Source organism: Chryseobacterium sp. HR92, from assembly GCF_045689405.1.
In the GTDB taxonomy this organism is placed as follows: domain Bacteria; phylum Bacteroidota; class Bacteroidia; order Flavobacteriales; family Weeksellaceae; genus Chryseobacterium; species Chryseobacterium viscerum_A.
The window spans coordinates 361389-380289 of record NZ_CP139139.1 but is presented as its reverse complement, the minus strand read 5'-3'; the positions used below and the strand labels follow the sequence as shown (position 1 = coordinate 380289).

Genomic DNA, 18901 nt, shown 5'->3' with positions numbered 1-18901 from the left:
TAATAATTGTTATTTAAAATACATTTTTTTAAAGGGGAACTTTTGCAAAAGTAGAATATTTTTTCATTCTTCCTAGAATATTTTATTGATTTTCAGTCAAAACTTATCTCTAACTATTTTGAACTAATGCTTAAAAAATTAAATTTGCAGACTTGATTTACATGCAATGCATCGTTTTTTTATATTTTTATATTATCTGATTTCCAGAAATAAAATCCTATCTGTACTTACAGCCTTAGGAATTGCTGTTTTATGCCTGTTTTTTGCATCAAAGATCAATTTTGAGGAAGACATCAATCAGATCATTCCTAAAAATGAAAAATCTGATCTTACGGCAAAGGTTCTTAAGCAGCTTAATTTTTCGGATAAGATCATCGTTATTATTGAGAATAAATCTGGCGAAGACAGTTTTCAGCTTTCTGAAACGGCAGACACTTTTTTGCAGAAAATAGAGCCTTTACAAAAGTATATAGGTTCCGTTCAGGGCAAAGTGAATGATAATGAGATTTCGGAAACATTTGATTTCGTCAGCCAAAACTTACCTTTATTCCTTAATGAAAATGATTATAAGGAAATTGACCGCAAACTTCAGAAAGACAGTATTGCCAAACAGGTAGAGAATAATTATATCTCACTGGTTTCTCCAACTAGTCTTGTTACCAAGGAGTTTATCAAAAAAGATCCTTTGGGGCTTACCTTTTTAGGAATTAAAAAATTAAATGCCTTAAACATCAGCAAAGATTTCAAGCTTGAAGACAGCTATATTGTAACCAAAGACGGAAAAAACCTGTTACTTTTTATTGATCCAAAGAATAAAAGTAATGACACGAAAGCCAATGAGGTTTTTGTAGATCAGCTCAACTTAATAAAAGACGGCATTAATAAACAGTTTAAGGGAAAAACAGAGATCAGCTATTTCGGTTCTCCGGTGATTGCTGTAGCCAATGCCAAACAGATCAAAAAAGATATTCAGAATACGGTAGTCATTTCTATGACAGTTCTTCTGATTCTTCTGATCTATTATTTCAGGAATTTCTTTACACCCATCATCGTCTTTTTACCAACAGTATTTTCTGTACTGCTTGCTCTACTCGTCCTTTATTTTATTAAAGATAAAATTTCAGCAATTTCATTAAGTGTAGGAGCTATTCTGATTGGAATTACAATAGATTATGCCCTGCATATTCTTACCCATTATAAGCATAACAATAATATTGAAGAGCTTTATAAAGAAATCACCCAGCCTATTATACTGAGCAGTGCAACAACAGCCGTTTCCTTCTTATGCCTGGTTTTTGTACGTTCTGAAGCGTTGAAAGATCTGGGGCTTTTTGCCGCTATCACCGTTATTCTCTCCTCTGTTTCAGCATTGATTATCGTTCCCCAACTCTATAAGCCCAAAGAAAAAGGAGAACACCTCAACACGAATTTCATTGACAAAATAGGATCTTATCCTTATGAAAAAAACAAACCTCTGATTATAGGATGCTCTATCATCATTCTTGCCTGCCTGTTCGGATTCAGACATGTAGGTTTTAATGAAGATATTGGCGATCTTAATTATATTCCAAAAGACTTGAAAATCAGTGAAGCCAAACTGCAGAAGCTTTCTGATATAACTTCAAAATCTATTTACACCATCTCTTATGGAAATTCTGAAGAGCAGGCATTAACCAGAAATTCTGAACTGAGCAGCTTCCTTGAAAAAGAGAAAAAAGAAGGTAAAATATTAAGTTACAATTCTATTGGAAGCGTCGTCCTTTCAGAAAAGGATCAGCAAAAAAAGATTGAGAAATGGAACAGCTTCTGGAATGATTCTAAGAAAAACAAAACTATTTCCGAACTGGTCAGCAATGGAAACAAATTTGGGTTCAACAGTTCAGCTTTTGACAACTTCAATGAGGTTTTGCATAAAGACTATGCTGCATTAAGCCTGAGAGACTATGAAAAGGTAAAAGCTCTTCAGATCTCAGAATTCATGAGCAGCGAAAATGGTTTTTACACGGTTTCCAATGTGGTAAAAGTAGACGAAAATAAGAGAGATACCTTCATCAAAGATATTGAAAAGAAACATGATGCTCTTGCCATTGACCGCCAGCAAATGAACGAAAACTTCCTCGGCTTGCTGAAGAGAGACTTCAATACGCTGATCAATTATTCTCTTTTAGCAATTGTTCTGACAATTATTGTGTTTTTCAGAAATCTTGAATTAACAATCCTTACCATGTTCCCGATTGTTTTAACGGGAATTGTAACAGCGGGGATACTTTATTTCTTAGGATTAGAGTTAAATATTTTCAGTACTGTAGTATGTACATTGGTATTTGGAGTGGGAGATGATTTCAGTATCTTTCTCACACAGGCTATGCAAAAAGAACACACAACAGGCAAAAATGAACTACCCACCTATAGAACATCCATTATTCTTGCGGTTTTCACTACTATTCTTTCCATTGGGTCTCTGATTTTCGCCAAGCATCCGGCCCTGCATTCTTTAGCATTAGTGGCCCTTATCGGAATGTTTTCTGTTATTATTATTACTTCTACCTTATATCCCTTTTGGTTCAGATTATTCATTACCAATCGTGCAAAAAAAGGTCTTTCTCCCATTACTTTCAGGCTGTTTTTACGGGCTGTATTTTCGTTTTTATATTACGGCTTGGGAGGATTGGTGTTCTCAGCTTTCGGAAGTTTGTTTATTAAAAATGCCAAAGGAAAAACCTTGGACATCATCAAACTGATTCTGGCTAAGTTCTTAACATCGGTACTTTATTTAACACCTTTTGTAAAGAAAAGGGTTATCAGAAATACCGCTGAAGATTTCAGCAAACCGGCTGTTATTATTGCCAATCACACTTCTTTCTTAGATACCCTGGCCATTGCCATGGCTACCCACAAAATCATCTATCTGGTGAATGACTGGGTATATGAATCTCCTGTTTTCGGAAAACTGGTAAAAGCACTGGGCTTCTATCCGGTTTCACAGGGAATTGAGAATGGAATGGATAAACTGAAAGAAAAAATTGCACAGGGATATTCCCTAGTTGTTTTCCCTGAAGCAGAACGCTCGTATACCAATGATGTGAAAAGATTCCATAAAGGAGCGTTCTATCTTGCAGAGCAATTCGGGCTGGACGTCCTTCCGCTTTACATTCATGGCAATTCTGAGGTATTACCGAAGGGAGATTTTATTATTTATGATGGAAGCATTACTGTAAAAGTAGGCAGCAGGATCAGCAAAGGCGATGTGAGTTTCGGGAAAAACTATTCTGAAAGAACAAAGAAGATCAATGCGTATTTCAGAGAAGAGTTTGCTAAACTGAGAGAAGAGATCGAGGATGAAAATTATTTCAAAAAGAAACTGTTCCTGAGCTATCTTTATAAAGACAGTGAAGTGGTAAAAGAAGTAAAAGAAGACTTCAACACCAAAAAATCAGTATATTTCGAACTGAATAAGCATATTTCCAATGAAGCCAACATCCTTCATATGGCCGATGATTTCGGACAGAAAGATGCTTTATTGACTTTATATCAGGCTAGCCGAAGAATTTTTTCTCTGATAAAAGATGATGAAAAAAGAGCAATAGCAGCACATGGCTATCTGGTAAAAAGAAGAAAGATGCAGTACATAAAAGACCTTTCAGAAGTGACTAAAAAGATTGATGTTCTTTTGATCTCACATGATCATTTTAGCTTCAATGATATTCAGGTTCTTCCTGAGACCATCATTTTTGTCAATACAAAGAATGCTTCGTTTGAAAATGAAAATTATACGCTGAAATTTAGTTCTGAGTCATTAAAAGTATTTAAAACTAAATAATAAATATGAAAAACATATTTTTGTAAACGCTAAAGAAAACTAATGAAGAAAAATATACTTGTCATATATTATTCACAAACCGGACAACTCGAAGATATCGTGAGAAATATAGCCCAACCTTTTGAAGCTAAAAAGGAGGCTTACGATATTACGTATTACAACATTCAGCTAAAGGAAGATTTTCCTTTTCCCTGGCCAGGTGATGTTTTTTTCAACACCTTTCCAGAGTCTTATTTACAGATTCCAAAAGAAATTCTGCCTCCTTCGGAAGAAATTCTGAGCAAAAAGTATGACCTTATCCTTTTCGGGTATCAGGTATGGTATCTCACACCATCCATCCCTATTATTTCATTTTTAAAGAGTGGTTACGCAGAACGCATCCTTAAAGATACACCTGTAGTCACTATCTCCGGAACCAGAAACATGTGGATGCTCTCCCAGGAAAAATTAAAGGTATACTTAAGAGATTTACAGGCAAAACTTGTGGGGAATATTGCATTGGTAGACAGACACGACAATTATACCAGTGTATTAACCATTCTTCGATGGCTTACAACAGGCCAGAAAGAAAAATCAGGAATGCTTCCCGCTGCAGGGGTTTCCAATGAAGAAATCACAGGCTCAGTAAAGTATGGCGAGATTATTGAAAGACATTTTAATAATAATGACCTTAATAATTTGCAGCCGGAGCTTGTAAAAAACGGAGCCATTGAAATCCGCCCGTTTTTAGTACGGGTAGAAAAGGTAGGTAATAAAATTTTCACAGTATGGTCTAATCTGATTATAAAGAAAAAAGAGAAACGTCCATTGCTGATAAAATTCTTTAAGGTATATTTGATGGCAGCGATATGGATTATCTCACCTGTCGTTTTGGTTTTACACCTGCTTACAACCCCTATATTTTGGTTTAAAAGACAAAAACAAAAAAGATATTTACAAGGAATTAATTTAAAATAGAATGTACGACGTATTTATAACAAAAGCATCAAAATACTTACCCAATGAGCCGGTAGCGAATGATGAAATGGAGACTTATCTTGGGCTTATCAATGATGCGCCATCCAAAGCAAAATCACTTATCCTAAGAAATAATAAAATCACGACAAGATACTACGCTTTAGACAAAGAAGGAAACCCCACACACTCTAATGCGCAGCTTACAGCCAAAGCAATTGAAGGACTTTTTGACGAAAATTTCAAAAAGGAAGACATGAAATTATTATCCGTAGGAACTACTTCACCAGACCAGATACAGCCTTCTCACGCTTCTATGGTACATGGTGAGCTGAACATCGGAAAATCTATTGAAATTAATACTTCAACCGGTCTTTGCAACTCAGGAATGAATGCTCTTAATTACGGATTCCTTTCTGTAAAAGCCGGGGTACAGGAAAGTGCAGTATGTGCTGGTTCCGAAAGAATGTCTGCATGGATGACTGCTGATAAATTCAACCATGAAGCTGAAAATTTAAAATTACTGGAAGAAAGACCTATTATTGCTTTCAAAAGAGAATTCCTGAGATGGATGCTTTCTGACGGTGCAGGAGCTTTCCTTTTGCAAAACAAACCGAGAGAAACCGGTATTTCTTTAAAAGTAGAATTCATTGATTTCTATTCTTACGCACACGAAATTGAAGCATGTATGTATGCCGGATGTGATAAGCTGGAAGACGGAAGCCTAAAATCATGGGCAGATTACCCATCTGATGACTGGTTGAAGCAATCTATTTTTGCCATCAAACAGGATACTAAAATCCTTGATAAATATATCCTTGTAAAAGGAGCAGAAAGTTTAAGATCTTCTTTTGATAAACATAATTTAGATCCGGAAAAAATTGATCACGTATTAGCTCACATTTCTTCAGGATACTTTAAAGACGGACTGAAGGAAGAGTTTGCAAAAAAAGGAATGGATTTCCCTGCAGAAAAATGGTTCTATAACCTTTCTGAGGTTGGAAACATCGGAGCAGGATCTATATTTATTGCCCTGGAAGAACTTATGAATTCCGGGACCTTAAAAAAAGGAGAAAAAGTACTTCTTTGTGTTCCTGAAAGTGGAAGATTCGCTTACTCTTGTGCTTTATTAACCGTTTGCTAATGGAAAACAAACTGCCCACATCTGATAAAGATTTTGTAGAAAGTCTTATTCCACAACGGTTTCCTTTTGTGATGGTACATGAGTTGTCAGAATATTCTGAAAGCCATCTTTTATCCGGTTTTGAGATCAAAGAAGATAATCTTTTCATCCAGGACGGATTATTTCAGGCTTCAGGGCTTATTGAGCACCAGGCACAGAGCGTTGCCCTGCATACAGGATATAAATACTATCTGCTGGGAAAAGATGCGCCTACCGGATATATCGGAGCCATCAAATCTTTTGAAGCTGAAATACTGCCTAAAGTAGGAGATCATCTGAAATCTGAAGTAACAATCCTCAATGAAGTAATGGGAGTAACCCTTGTGGATATTGTTACAAAACTGAACGGTGAGGTGATTGCAAAATCTCAAATGAAAACCGCTGTAAAATAAACTGGAAATGGAAATAAAGGAAGAGAATATCATCAATATACACAACTTTTTACCGCATCGTGAACCGATGCTTATGGCAGACTACATTCTTGAGCTGACCAAAGAAAAAGTAGTGACTTCCTTTGAAATAAAAGAAGATAACATATTTGTTCACAACAATGAGTTTGCTGAAGCCGGATTAATTGAAAATCTGGCACAAACCTGCTCTTCTATCCTTGGACAAAGCTTCTTTGAAAATCCTGAAGCAGATACAAAAGTAATCGGGTTTATTACCAATATCAAGAAAATTGAAATTTTTGCCCTTCCAAAAGTAAATGACAAAATCATTTCTAAAGCATCACTTATTTCACAGTTTGAGAACATCTGCCACATCTTCTGTGAAACATTTAATAATGATGAATTATTGATCAGAGCGGAAATCAACCTGTTTATTCAGGAAATAAAGTCGTAAAGATCAATTCAACATAAAATAAAAAAGCTGTACAAAACGTACAGCTTTTTTATTTTAAATTACCTAATCCTTATTGTTTGTGAACATTTGTGTAATTCATTAGTGCCATTTGTGTTTAAAATAGGTTTTGACTAAAGCCATTTGATTTTTTGTTTTTGCAAGTAGGCTAAAGCCCACTCCTATTGAATTGATTACAATACTTTTACGGAAAAACGTTCATTTTTTGTTTATTCCCACATTTATCACACCCTGATAAACAACTGATAAACAACACATTACAGACTTCAAAACATCATCATTAAATGAATTATTTCACGTGAAACATTTTATAAATCCGTGAAACTCTGATGATCAGGGAGAAACAGTTTTCAGCATCAAAAAAAGCGGAACATTTCTGTCCCGCTTTTATCATTATTTTTAACAAAAGGATTAATACCCGAAGATCTCTTCAAGAGATACTTCGTTGAATTCTCCCATTTTGTTGATAGATTCCATATTCAGGTTTTCTTTCTTCCCGATGATGGCTGTATTATATTTTACAGGTTTCACCTCAGTATTGTAGAATCCTGTAAGCTGCGGCAATGTCAGTCCCTGGATTTCAGCATAGACATCTTTTCTCAAATCATAATCAACCCCTAGTTTTTTCAACGCTAACTGATTGAAGAAGATATTCGTTCTGTTGATTCTGTTGGATGCAATCTGTTTTAATGCAGAACCTCTTGCATTTTCAAACTGAGCCGGAATTTGTGGTAAAGATACCATCAGCTCGTTCATTGCATTTACGGCTAAAGGAAGCTTATTTGACTGTGTTCCGATGTAGTTCGTTACATAGTTTGCTTTCCCTTTTTCTGAAGCATTACCATAAGAAACATAAGCAGTATAAGCCAATGACTTACTTTCTCTGATTTCCTGGAAAACGATAGAAGATAGCCCTCTTCCGAAATACTCGTTGAAAACATTGGCTTTCCCAAAATTCCCAAGATTTACAGTATTAGCTTTTGCCACTTTAGACATTTCCATCTGTACCATGTCATAATTCGTGAAGTATACTTTTCCTTCCGTAGTCGGTTCAGTATATTCTTTTGCCTGTGCTGGCTGAAGGCTTGTATTGGTAATAAAAGGCTTCACTGCTTTTTCCAAACCAGCCTGATCCTGTCCGTAAAGAAACACCTGATAAGGATATTGGTTCAGCGTTGTCACTTTCTTCATCAATTCTACAGCGTCAATGCTCTCAAGACGTTCTTTGGAAACGATATCTGTCATTCTTGAGTTTTTACCATATTTAGCATAGTTGGAAAGAGCAGCCATAATTCTCACTTTATCTTTCTTACCTGCAGCTCTTGATTCCAGGATTGTTTTTACTGTCTGAGCATAAATAGCTTTATCAGCTTTTACATTCGTCATCCAGTGGTTCATCAGCTCTACCCCTTTCTTCATATTACTTTCAAGACCACTTAATGTAATGATCATCTGGTCGTTTGAAGTTCTAAGACTATAACTGATTCCAAGTTTAAAGAATTCTTCTTTCAGCTGTTCCGGAGTATATTTATCCGTACCAAGATATTCAAAAAGCGTTCCTGCAATAGAAAGTTCTTTATCATTATCTGTTCCGAAAGGGAAAACATAACTTATCTGAGCAATCTCATTATATTTGTTCTTCACAAAGCTTACCGTCTTATCTTTGATTTTTGAAGTCTGAATAGCTGTTTTAAAATCAATAAATTCAGGCTTAATTTCCGGTACTTTTGTATTCAGAATATCTTTAAGGAAAGGAGACTGAGCTTCTCTGTTCAGTTTAATAGGCGTAATTCCCGGATTCTGTACACGAACAAGCTTATCATTCACTCCTTTTTCTTTATAAATAACAACATAATTGTCCTTATAGAAATCGTTGGCAAACTTCACAACATCGGCTTTCGTGATCTTGTCATACTGGTTGATCTCATCCAGCTCCTGTTCCCATGTCCTTACGTTGATATAGGAATCATAAAGCTCAGTAGCTAATCCGTCAGCAGTTTCCCAGCTTTTCATACGCTGAACTTTTTTATCATTTACGATAGCTTTCAGCATCCAGTCCGGAAACTGTCCTTTTTTCACAAGATCCAGCTGATCCATCAGAAGTTTTTTAGCTTCATCAAAGCTTTGCCCTTCTTTAGGAGTTACTACTAATCCAAATGTACCATACATTTTGTAAGGAGATTCATAAGCTCCTGCTCCAAGCGTTTTTTGCTTTTGGTTGATATTAAGGTCAATTAATCCCGCATCTCCTCTGTTGCTTAAAATTTCAGATACTACATCTGCCAGTCTTGCTTCCTGCGTTCCGTAAGAATCTGTTCTCCATGCAATCGTCATTCTTGGTGTTGTAGGGCTTTTTACAGTTCTTGTAACAATGCTGGTCATTGGCTCTTCAGTAACCATCTTTTTCATTGGAAGTTCTTTGTACTTGAATGCACCAAAATACTGATCAACTAATTTTATAGTTTTATCATAATCCAGATCTCCAACCAATACTACAGCCATGTTGTTAGGCACATAGTACGTATCAAAATACCTGTGGATTGCTTCCATAGAAGGGCTCTTCAAATGTTCTGAAGTACCTATTGTTGTCTGTTGTCCGTTCGGGTGTTTTGGAAAAAGAGCCTGCATTAATGAATAGAATACAAGGCGGCTGTCATTATCCTGTGCTCTATTGTACTCCTCATATACCGCTTCAAGTTCTGTATGGAAAAGACGTAATACCAGTTCTGAAAAACGCTCTTTCTCTACTCTTAACCATTTTTCTAATTCGTTGGAAGGGATATTGTTTTTATAAACCGTTTCATCCAAGGATGTATGGGCATTCGTTCCTGTAGCTCCCAGAGAAGAAATGGCTTTATCATATTCATTAGCAATGGCATATCTGGAGGCTTCCTGAGAAACTTCGTCAATTTTTTTATAAAGTTCTTTCTTTTTTTCAGGATCTTTTTCTGCTTTATGCTGTTCATAAAGATCAGAGATCTGCTTTAGTAAAACTTTTTCTTTTTCCCAGTCCTGAGTTCCCAGATGTGAAGTTCCTTTGAAAACCATGTGCTCAAGGTAGTGAGCCAATCCTGTGTTATCACTTGGATCGTTATTTGATCCAGTTCTTACCGGAATATAAGTTTGAATTCTTGGGGCATCATCATTTTTTGCCAGATAAACCTTTAATCCGTTTTTCAGGGTATATACACGTACACCAGCCTGGTCGTTCTTTACAGTTTCATAAGTGTACCCTTGAGCATCTGTGAGCTTTTGGGTCTCAAATTTCTGTGCCATTGCGCTGATCATACAGAAAAGCGAAACAGAAATAAAAAACTTTTTCATAGTTGTTATTTAATAATTATTTTTCAATCCAAATTTCTAAACATTAGTCTTATTTATACAGACACTTGTTACAAGAGAACCGTTACAAGTGGGAATAATAAATCTTATGGGATTATTTTAAGATTATTTTACATTTGATTAGTTAAAGACTTCTGCCCAAATGGGGAAAAATAAAAATCTTGTTGTTATGATTTCGGAGATTTATTGATGATACAGCCCCTATTTCATTACAATAACTCCTCCAGATTTAATATGATTTACATATAATGTATTTTCACTATTTTAGCCACCTGATTAAAAGAATCAAAAAACAGGTGAATAATTTTTCATCTGGAATCTAAAAAAATGAACATTATTTAGATGAAAAAACAAGACCTGCCTCAAGACGAAAGTAACCTGAAATCCGCCAACATGACTGAAGTTCTGTATGTGACGGATGAGAACGACAATTACACGACAGCAAACAGTACAGGCTGGGATGCCAAGAAAGCTGCTCTGGATGAATCTATGGAACTTATTTATGAAAGAATTGAGGAAGCAAAACAAAATGTTGCCAATAATACAGCAAGCCCTATTGCTTACTTTATGGAATTGAACAAAATGGATCTGGGTGTCCTTGCTTCTTATGTAGGAATCTGGCAATGGAGGGTAAAAAGACATTTTAAACCCAAAATATTCAAAACACTAAGCGAAAATGCACTGAAAAAATATGCCGATGCATTCGGAATTTCAGTGGATGAATTAAAAAACTTCAACGGAAAATAAATGAAATGGGCCAGAAATAACGCCCGTTACATTTAACCAATGAAAAGATACGATCAGCAAATGAAATTAAACTTTGAACACCATCAGACTGCGCATTGCGAAAACGGTGTTGCTTCTAATCTACTGCTTAATAAAGGCCTGAAACTAAGCGAACCTATGATTTTCGGAATCGGTTCCGGACTGTTTTTTGTCTATCTTCCTTTTTTAAAGGTGAATTTTGCTCCGGGCTTCAGCTATCGTCCGATGCCGGGTGCTATTTTCAGCAAAGCAGCTAAAAGATTAGGAATTAAAATTAAAAGAGAAAAGTTCTCAAATCCTAAAGATGCCCAAAAAGCTCTTGAAAGAAATCTGGAACAAAATATACCTACCGGTCTTCAGGTGGGGGTTTTCAACCTTACTTATTTTCCCGAAGAATACAAATTCCACTTCAATGCCCATAACCTTGTGGTGTACGGAAAAGAAGACGGAAAATTTCTGATCAGTGATCCGGTAATGGATTATACGACTTCCCTTTCCGAAGCAGAACTGGAAAAAGTAAGATATGCCAAAGGAGCACTTCCTCCAAAAGGACATATGTATTATCCTATTTATGTTCCTGAAAATGTGAATCTTGAAGAAGCTATCAGAAAAGGAATCAAGGATACTTGCAAAAATATGCTGGCGCCCGTACCTCTTATTGGTGTAAAAGCTATGAGATGGGTAGCGAAAAGCATCCCGAAATGGGCAGAAAAAAAGGGAACAAAAGTGACTAACCATTATTTGGGACAACTGATCAGAATGCAGGAAGAAATTGGTACCGGAGGCGGAGGATTCAGATTTATTTATGGTGCATTTCTTCAGGAAGCGGCCGTCATCCTTGAAAAGGATGAGCTTAAGGAATTATCAAAAGAAATTACTTCTATTGGTGATCTTTGGAGAGATTTTGCTGTAGATATTGCCCGTGTTTATAAAAACAGAAACTCAAAAAGCAATATCTATAATGAACTTTCAAAAACGATGCTGCACATTGCAGATCTGGAAGAAGCTTTCTATAAAAAACTAAGAAAAGCGATCTGATATGGCTGAAAATATGATTGAGATCAAAAGCTTATATAAGAAATACAAAAATTCTGATGAGTTTTCTGTAAATGATATTTCTTTGAGTATCAGTAAAAATGAAATCTATGGAATTCTCGGACCGAACGGAGCAGGGAAAACTACATTGATTTCTATGCTTTCAGGACTGATAAAGCCTACTTCAGGACAATTTACGATCAATGGTCTATCTCCACATTCAGATGGATTCAAAATAAGACAGATTATCGGAATTGTTCCACAGGAATATGCATTATACCCAACGCTTACCGCTAAAGAAAACCTAATGTTTTTCGGAAGCCTGTATGGTTTAAAACACAATCATCTCAAAAAAGCTATTGATGAATCCCTGGAAATCATGGGACTTTCAAAATTTGCCAACAAGCAGGTAGGACAATTTTCAGGAGGAATGAAACGCAGATGTAACCTCATCGCCGGAACCCTTCACAATCCTAAAGTCTTATTTCTGGATGAACCAACTGTAGGTGTGGATGTTCAGTCTAAAAAAGCAATTATTGATTATCTTTTAGATTTAAATAAACAGGGAACATGCATTATTTATACTTCCCATCACCTTTCGGAAGCTGAAGAATTCTGTACAAAAATTGCCATCATCGACCATGGAAAAATTCATGCTGTAGGAACACCTGAGGAACTGGTGAACAGAGTAGCAAGCGCTGAAAACCTTGAAGATGTTTTCATTTCATTAACCGGAAAAGAATTAAGAGATGTTGTTGTATAAACTGTGGAGAAGTTTTATTAAGGAGATTCTTCTGCTGAAAAGAGATATTGGGGGAATTGTCATCATCTTTGTGATGCCTTTGCTTTTGATTGTAACCATTACCCTTATTCAGGATTCTACCTTTAAAAATCTTGAAGGATCAAAGATTCCGATCATTTTTATTGATCAGGACAAATCTGAAGTTTCAAAAAATATAAAAGCGGAACTGGAAAACAGCAAAACATTCCAGCTGCTGACCAATTTCAATGAAAAGTCTGCTCAGGATGCTGTTTTTTCAGGAGATTATCAGATGGCAATTGTCATTCCGGAAAATTTAACGAAAGATTTAAATTCCAATATTGATTCTAAAGTTCAGACCATTGTAAGTTCATTCGGACTGGAAGGAGACTCCGCAAAAGTAAAAACAACAGCTCCTAAAGCGAAAGAAATTCATTTATACTTTGACCCTGCTACCAATGCAGGATTCAAGAATTCTGTGATGAATTCTGTGAATAAAATGGTTTTTGAAATAGAAAATAAAAAGATCTACAAAGCATTTCAGGATCAGCTGGGAACTACGGAAAATCTTGATGAAAATAAAAACCTGATCAGCTTTAAAGAAATCACTCCCAAGAAAGGAGAAATGGATGTTATGCCGAATTCTGTTCAGCATAACGTTCCTGCATGGACTCTTTTTGCCATCTTCTTTATTGTAGTCCCTTTATCCATCAATCTGGTAAAAGAAAAAAGCCAGGGAACGAGCGTAAGAGCCAGAATAAGCCCTACACCCTATTTTGTACATATTTTAGGAAAAACATTTACCTACCTTATCATCTGTATTATTCAGTTTTTACTGATGGTTGCTGTAGGAATTTATCTTTTCCCTTATATGGATCTTCCTGCCTTTGATGTGTCCGGAAAAATGTTCCAGCTTGTAACGGTAACGCTGTTTGCAGGATTAGCGGCTATTGGATTTGGTGTCTTATTAGGAACTATTGCCGATACCCAGGAACAGTCTGCCCCATTCGGAGCAACCTCTGTAGTTGTTTTGGCAGCTATCGGCGGAATCTGGGTTCCTGTATTTTTAATGCCGGAATTCATGCAGACCGTAGCCAAATTCTCTCCTATGAACTGGGGACTGAATGCCTATTATGATATTATTTTAAGAAACAGCGGAATCGGCGGAATTGCCAAAGAATTGGTATTTTTATTATTATTTTATATTGCCACCGTAGCTATTTCCATTTTTTACGAAAGAAAACAAAATGCAGTCTAAAGAAAATATATTAACCTGTACTGAAGAAGTAAGAGTACGATTCAATGAAACAGATCCGCTGGGAATTGTCTGGCATGGGCATTATATCGTATATTTTGAAGACGGAAGAGAAGCTTTCGGGCGTCTGCACGGTCTTACTTATCTTGATATTCAGAATGCGGGATTTGTAACACCTATCGTAAAAAGTACCTGTGAGCATTTTCTCCCTTTAAAATATGGGGAAACTTTCAGGATTGTTACGACTTATGTAAATTCAATATCTGCCAAGCTGATATATAAATATGAAATCTTCAACAATGAAGATCAATTGGTATGTAGTGGTGAAACGATTCAGGTTTTTCTGGACAGTAACGGAAGCTTATGCCTATACAATCCAGAGTTCTTTCAAAACTGGAAAGATAAAATGGGATTATCATGAGGAAGGAAATTTACATCACAGACTACAATTGTGTAACTCCGTTGGGCTTCAATGTTGATTCCAACTGGAATGCTCTTTTGGAAGGAAAATCGGGAGTTGCTTTACATACAATCATAGACAATCAGGCTGCTTTTTATGCTTCTATGATTGATTCTGACAAACTGAATGAAGAATTCAACAGATTCTTCACTCAAAATGATAACGATAATTTCACAAGACTGGAAAAAATGCTTCTTTTAAGCTTACAACCTCTTGTTGAAAAACATCCCCTATCAGAAGACACCGCTTTCATCCTTTCCACCACAAAAGGAAATATCAGTCTGCTAAAAAACCAGTCTGAATTACCAGAAGGCGTTTATCTATCAAAATTAGCAGAAAAAATTGCAGCTTTTTTTGGATTTAAAACAAAACCAATCATCGTTTCCAATGCCTGTGTTTCGGGGGTAATGGCAATTTCTGTTGCCAAGAATATGATTCAGGCAGGAAGATATAAAGATGCCTTTGTGGTAGCAGGTGATGAACTTTCTGAATTTGTTATTTCAGGATTCAACTCATTTCAGGCTATAGGATCAGGCCCCTGCAAGCCTTATGATAAAAACAGAGACGGAATCAATATTGGTGAGGCAGCAGCAGCAGTTTATATAACCAGCTGTCATTCTGACGAAGGAAGAATCTCACAAAACGAAAAATTCAAATTTAAAGTATTGGGAGACTCTGCGATAAATGATGCCAATCACATTTCCGGGCCTTCAAGAACAGGTGACGGTTTATATGCAAGTATCAGAAATGCAATGGCAGAAGCCCGTGTTTCTCCGGAACAAATCGATTTTATTTCTGCCCACGGAACAGCCACTTTATATAATGATGAAATGGAAGCCATTGCCTTCAACAGAATGGATCTTCAACATATTCCTCTCAACAGTATGAAAGGATATTACGGACATTGTTTGGGTGCATCCGGACTTCTGGAAAGTATTATTTCTATGGAAAGTGCTCTTCACAGCACTTTGATTCCTTCAAAGAATTTTGAAGAAACGGGAGTAACCCAGCCTTTGAATATCATCAGAGAAAACCAAACTACAGATATTACGTATATCCTGAAAACAGCTTCAGGCTTTGGAGGTTGTAATGCAGCTGTTGTGCTTGAAAAATGTTAAATTGAAAGTGATGAAGAAAACAAACACCTGTACCATAGAACATTCAAAGATAACCGTTGACGGAAATATAGTTTTTGAGAGTCAGAGCGAAACTTTCCAGGAATTTGCCAAAGAAGCTTATAAAAGTTTAGATCTCAGCTATCCTAAATTTCATAAAATGGATAATCTGAGCAAACTCGCTTTTCTTTCCGCTGAAACCATTTTGAAAGACGAAGATCACAGCAGAACAGCCATTGTTTTTGCCAACAGATCATCCAGTCTGGATACGGATTTCAAGTATCAGGAAAGCATCAACGATCAGGATAATTTCTATCCAAGTCCCGCAGTGTTTGTCTATACTTTACCCAACATATGTGTAGGAGAAATCAGTATTAAGCACAAAATGCAGACAGAAAATGCTTTTTTTGTTTTGAATGAATTTGATGAAAATTTTTTAAATGGCTATTCTGAACAGATTCTCCACTCCGGAAAAGCCAACAAAGTACTATGCGGCTGGGTAGAATTGTATCAGGAAAATTATAAAGCTTTTGTATATTTGCTAACCTTATAGAAATGTAACAATATAACAGTGTAATGATGTAATGATCTTCATGATATACTGAAACACTGATAAACAACTTAATTATGGAAAACTTAAAAACAGAATTGAAACACAAAATTATCGAAGTTCTTAATCTTGAAGATGTATCTGTAGAAGAAATTAAAGATACTGATCCGTTGTTCGGAGGAGGATTAGGATTAGATTCTATCGACGCTTTGGAGCTGATCGTTCTTCTTGATAAAGACTACGGGATAAAATTAGCTGATCCTAAGAAAGGAAAGGAAATTTTCCAATCTATCGATACAATGGCAAAATTCATCGAAGACAACAGAACAAAATAAATTAATACAACAGTCTAACAGTATAACGATGTGGTAATTATTTGTGAATTATCAGATTGCTGCATTGTTATATTATTTAAAACCATGAGTCAAAAAATTGCCATAACAGGAATGGGCATCATTTCCTCCATTGGAAACAATGCGGAAGAAAATTTTATTTCATTACAATCCGGAAAACATGGAATTTCAGATATTGAAATGTTTGAAACCCGACATGCCGGAATCATTAAAACAGGTGAAATAAAATTATCCAATGAAGAACTTGTACAGAAACTTCAGTTAGATGAAGACAATAATGTTACAAGAACTTCTTTACTGGGAATGATGGCTGCGAAAGAAGCTGTAGAAAGTGCAGGAATTTCAGATATCAACAGCTGCAGAACCGGGCTGATCTCTTCTACCAGTGTAGGAGGAATGGATATTACTGAAAAATATTTCTACTCTTACGAAGACTTTCCTGAAAAGCAAAAATACATTGATGCTCATGATGCCGGAAATTCCTCATTGGTTATTGCTGATTATCTGGGATTAAAAGGTATGGTTTCTACCATCAGTACAGCATGTTCATCAGCTGCCAATGCTATTATGATGGGCGCTAAACTGATTAAAAACGGAGTTTTGGACCGCGTCATTGTCGGGGGAACAGATTCTCTTTCAAAATTTACTTTGAATGGCTTCAATACCCTGATGATTCTTACAGATTCTTACAATACTCCTTTTGATAACGACAGAAAAGGACTGAATCTTGGAGAAGCAGCCGCTTTCCTTGTCCTTGAATCTGAAGAGGTTGTCAAAAAAGAAAATAAAAAAGTTCTTGCTTATCTTTCCGGATACGGAAATGCCAATGATGCACACCATCAGACCGCTTCTTCAGAAAACGGACAAGGTGCATTTTTAGCCATGCAGCAGGCTTTGAAAATCTCCGGCTTGGAAAAAGAAAATATAGATTACATCAACGTTCACGGCACAGCGACTCCCAACAACGATTTATCTGAGGGAATTGCCATGATAAGAATCTTCGGAGAAAATAATGTTCCTGAATTTAGCTCTACAAAAGCATTTACAGGACATACTCTGGCCGCTGCGGCAGGAATTGAAGCTGTATTTTCAATTTTAGCTATGCAAAACAGCGTTATCTTCCCGAACCTGAATTTTAAAACAAAAATGGAAGAGTTTGATCTTACTCCTGTTACCGAACTGAAAGAAAAAAACATTGATCATGTACTTTCCAACTCATTCGGATTTGGAGGAAACTGTTCCACCTTAATCTTCTCAAAATCATGAGTGCAGTATACATCAACAGTGCATCCTGTATCTCCGTTCAGGACACTTTAAACGAAAATATTCTTCAGAATCTTACCCCTGAGAATTCTTCAAACATCATTAAGGCCATAGAACCTAATTACAAAGAGTTTATTCCGCCTGCCATGATCAGAAGAATGTCCAAAACGGTGAAAATGAGTTCCGTAGCCTCGCATTACGCATTGAAGGAGGCTGGTATTGAACAACCAGATGCCATCATCGTAGGAACCGGAATGGGCTGCTCTCAGGACTCTGAAAAGTTTCTGAAAAACGTGATTGATAATCATGAAGAGTTCCTTACCCCTACCTTTTTTATCCAGTCTACCCACAACACGGTAGCAGGACAGATTGCTCTTGGATTACAATGCCATGCTTATAATTTTACCTATGTAAATACTTCTTCTTCACTGGAGTTTTCATTACTGGATGCTCAGCTTCAGATCAATGACGGAGAAGCAGAAAATGTTCTTGTAGGTTCTACAGACGAGCAGACTGGCAGAACAATGGAACTATATTGTTTAAATAATACTATCAAAAAGGAAACTGAACTTCCTGCCGATTATTTGAAATCTACCACCAACGGAGTAATCTGGGGTGAAGGCGCCAGCTTTTTTGTTGTTGGAAAAGATAAGACCGAAAACTCTTACGCTAGGCTTAAAAACATTAGTATAAGTAATAAAGTAGAGTTGGATGAAGTAAAGGATTTTATCCGGAATTTTTTAACTCAAAACAATCTCTCAGCTCATGATATTGATGCCGTCATTTTAGGATTCAGTGGAGATGCAGATTCTGATGTTTATTATACCAAAGTGATGGACCTGTTTCCGGACTCATCTTTGCTTTATTACAAGCATTTGAGTGGTGAATTTAATACAGCCAGTGGTTTTTCAACATTTATAGCCTGTCACATCTTAAAAGAACAGCAGATTCCGGAAGTTATGATGATCAACTCTGAGAAAAAGGAAAGTGTGAAAAATGTGCTTCTTTACAATCATCTGATGGGTAATGATCACAGCCTGGTATTATTGGAAAAGGCATAATTGTTGAAATTGAAAATTATACGGTCTATTTGTCATTCAGAGTGAAGCGTGGAATCTAAATTAGAAATTAGTCTGGACTCCTACGGAGTGAAAAAAGAACAACATAGATTCCAATTAATCAACA

Annotated in this window: 16 protein-coding genes; 15 read left to right on the top strand and 1 reads right to left on the bottom strand. The window is 36.3% G+C overall.

Features of this window, described 5'->3' with window-relative positions:
- The first annotated feature begins 166 nt into the window (after window positions 1-166).
- Genes SFA27_RS01740 through SFA27_RS01720 form a run of 5 tightly spaced genes read left to right on the top strand, consistent with a single transcriptional unit; the run spans window position 167 to window position 6800 of the window.
- Window positions 167-3820, top strand: coding sequence for an MMPL family transporter (locus tag SFA27_RS01740; RefSeq protein ID WP_407295764.1), 3654 nt, complete (start codon window positions 167-169; stop codon window positions 3818-3820).
- Window positions 3821-3862: 42 nt separating this feature from the next.
- Entirely contained in the window at window positions 3863-4777 is a 915-nt protein-coding gene (locus SFA27_RS01735; protein WP_047377406.1) for a hypothetical protein, read from the top strand.
- A gap of 1 nt (window position 4778) precedes the next feature.
- On the top strand, window positions 4779-5918 hold the full coding sequence (locus SFA27_RS01730) for a beta-ketoacyl-ACP synthase III (protein ID WP_047377405.1): 1140 nt from the start codon (window positions 4779-4781) through the stop codon (window positions 5916-5918).
- Window positions 5918-6349, top strand: a complete 432-nt coding sequence (locus SFA27_RS01725) for a hypothetical protein (RefSeq protein ID WP_264519216.1) — start codon at window positions 5918-5920, stop codon at window positions 6347-6349. The genes SFA27_RS01730 and SFA27_RS01725 overlap by 1 nt, the downstream gene beginning before the upstream one ends.
- Before the next feature lie 7 nt (window positions 6350-6356).
- The gene (locus SFA27_RS01720) at window positions 6357-6800 is read left to right on the top strand and encodes an ABC transporter permease (protein WP_264519217.1); all 444 of its coding nucleotides are present in this window, start codon (window positions 6357-6359) and stop codon (window positions 6798-6800) included.
- Between the two features lie 429 nt (window positions 6801-7229).
- Here the strand turns inward: SFA27_RS01720 and SFA27_RS01715 are convergent, their stop codons facing one another.
- Window positions 7230-10142 (bottom strand): M16 family metallopeptidase, encoded by a 2913-nt coding sequence (locus SFA27_RS01715; protein WP_407295759.1) that lies wholly within the window; start codon window positions 10140-10142, stop codon window positions 7230-7232.
- Window positions 10143-10502: 360 nt separating this feature from the next.
- Here SFA27_RS01715 and SFA27_RS01710 point away from each other — a divergent pair, with 360 nt between their 5' ends.
- The 10 genes from SFA27_RS01710 (at window position 10503) to SFA27_RS01665 (ending at window position 18777) form a co-directional block, all read left to right on the top strand.
- Entirely contained in the window at window positions 10503-10907 is a 405-nt protein-coding gene (locus tag SFA27_RS01710) for a hypothetical protein (RefSeq protein WP_047377402.1), read from the top strand.
- A gap of 60 nt (window positions 10908-10967) precedes the next feature.
- The gene (locus SFA27_RS01705) at window positions 10968-11963 is read left to right on the top strand and encodes a BtrH N-terminal domain-containing protein (RefSeq protein WP_407298154.1); all 996 of its coding nucleotides are present in this window, start codon (window positions 10968-10970) and stop codon (window positions 11961-11963) included.
- Between the two features lies 1 nt (window position 11964).
- Window positions 11965-12723: an ABC transporter ATP-binding protein gene (locus SFA27_RS01700; RefSeq protein ID WP_407295755.1), complete on the top strand. Its 759-nt coding sequence runs from the start codon at window positions 11965-11967 to the stop codon at window positions 12721-12723.
- Window positions 12710-13978 carry an ABC transporter permease gene (locus SFA27_RS01695; RefSeq protein ID WP_047377400.1) on the top strand — a complete coding sequence of 423 codons (1269 nt, stop codon included), beginning with the start codon at window positions 12710-12712 and terminating at the stop codon, window positions 13976-13978. Before SFA27_RS01700 ends, SFA27_RS01695 begins: the two co-directional genes overlap by 14 nt.
- Window positions 13968-14396: a thioesterase family protein gene (locus SFA27_RS01690; protein ID WP_047377399.1), complete on the top strand. Its 429-nt coding sequence runs from the start codon at window positions 13968-13970 to the stop codon at window positions 14394-14396. Before SFA27_RS01695 ends, SFA27_RS01690 begins: the two co-directional genes overlap by 11 nt.
- Window positions 14393-15553 carry a beta-ketoacyl synthase N-terminal-like domain-containing protein gene (locus SFA27_RS01685; RefSeq protein WP_407295752.1) on the top strand — a complete coding sequence of 387 codons (1161 nt, stop codon included), beginning with the start codon at window positions 14393-14395 and terminating at the stop codon, window positions 15551-15553. Before SFA27_RS01690 ends, SFA27_RS01685 begins: the two co-directional genes overlap by 4 nt.
- Window positions 15554-15563: 10 nt before the next feature.
- Complete coding sequence (locus tag SFA27_RS01680) at window positions 15564-16103, top strand: 3-oxoacyl-ACP synthase (RefSeq protein ID WP_407295749.1); 540 nt, start codon at window positions 15564-15566, stop codon at window positions 16101-16103.
- A gap of 74 nt (window positions 16104-16177) precedes the next feature.
- Complete coding sequence (locus tag SFA27_RS01675; RefSeq protein ID WP_034692439.1) at window positions 16178-16435, top strand: phosphopantetheine-binding protein; 258 nt, start codon at window positions 16178-16180, stop codon at window positions 16433-16435.
- Window positions 16436-16519: 84 nt separating this feature from the next.
- Window positions 16520-17719: a beta-ketoacyl-[acyl-carrier-protein] synthase family protein gene (locus SFA27_RS01670; protein ID WP_407295746.1), complete on the top strand. Its 1200-nt coding sequence runs from the start codon at window positions 16520-16522 to the stop codon at window positions 17717-17719.
- Window positions 17716-18777 (top strand): beta-ketoacyl synthase N-terminal-like domain-containing protein, encoded by a 1062-nt coding sequence (locus tag SFA27_RS01665; protein ID WP_407295744.1) that lies wholly within the window; start codon window positions 17716-17718, stop codon window positions 18775-18777. The genes SFA27_RS01670 and SFA27_RS01665 overlap by 4 nt, the downstream gene beginning before the upstream one ends.
- Window positions 18778-18901: the final 124 nt, after the last annotated feature.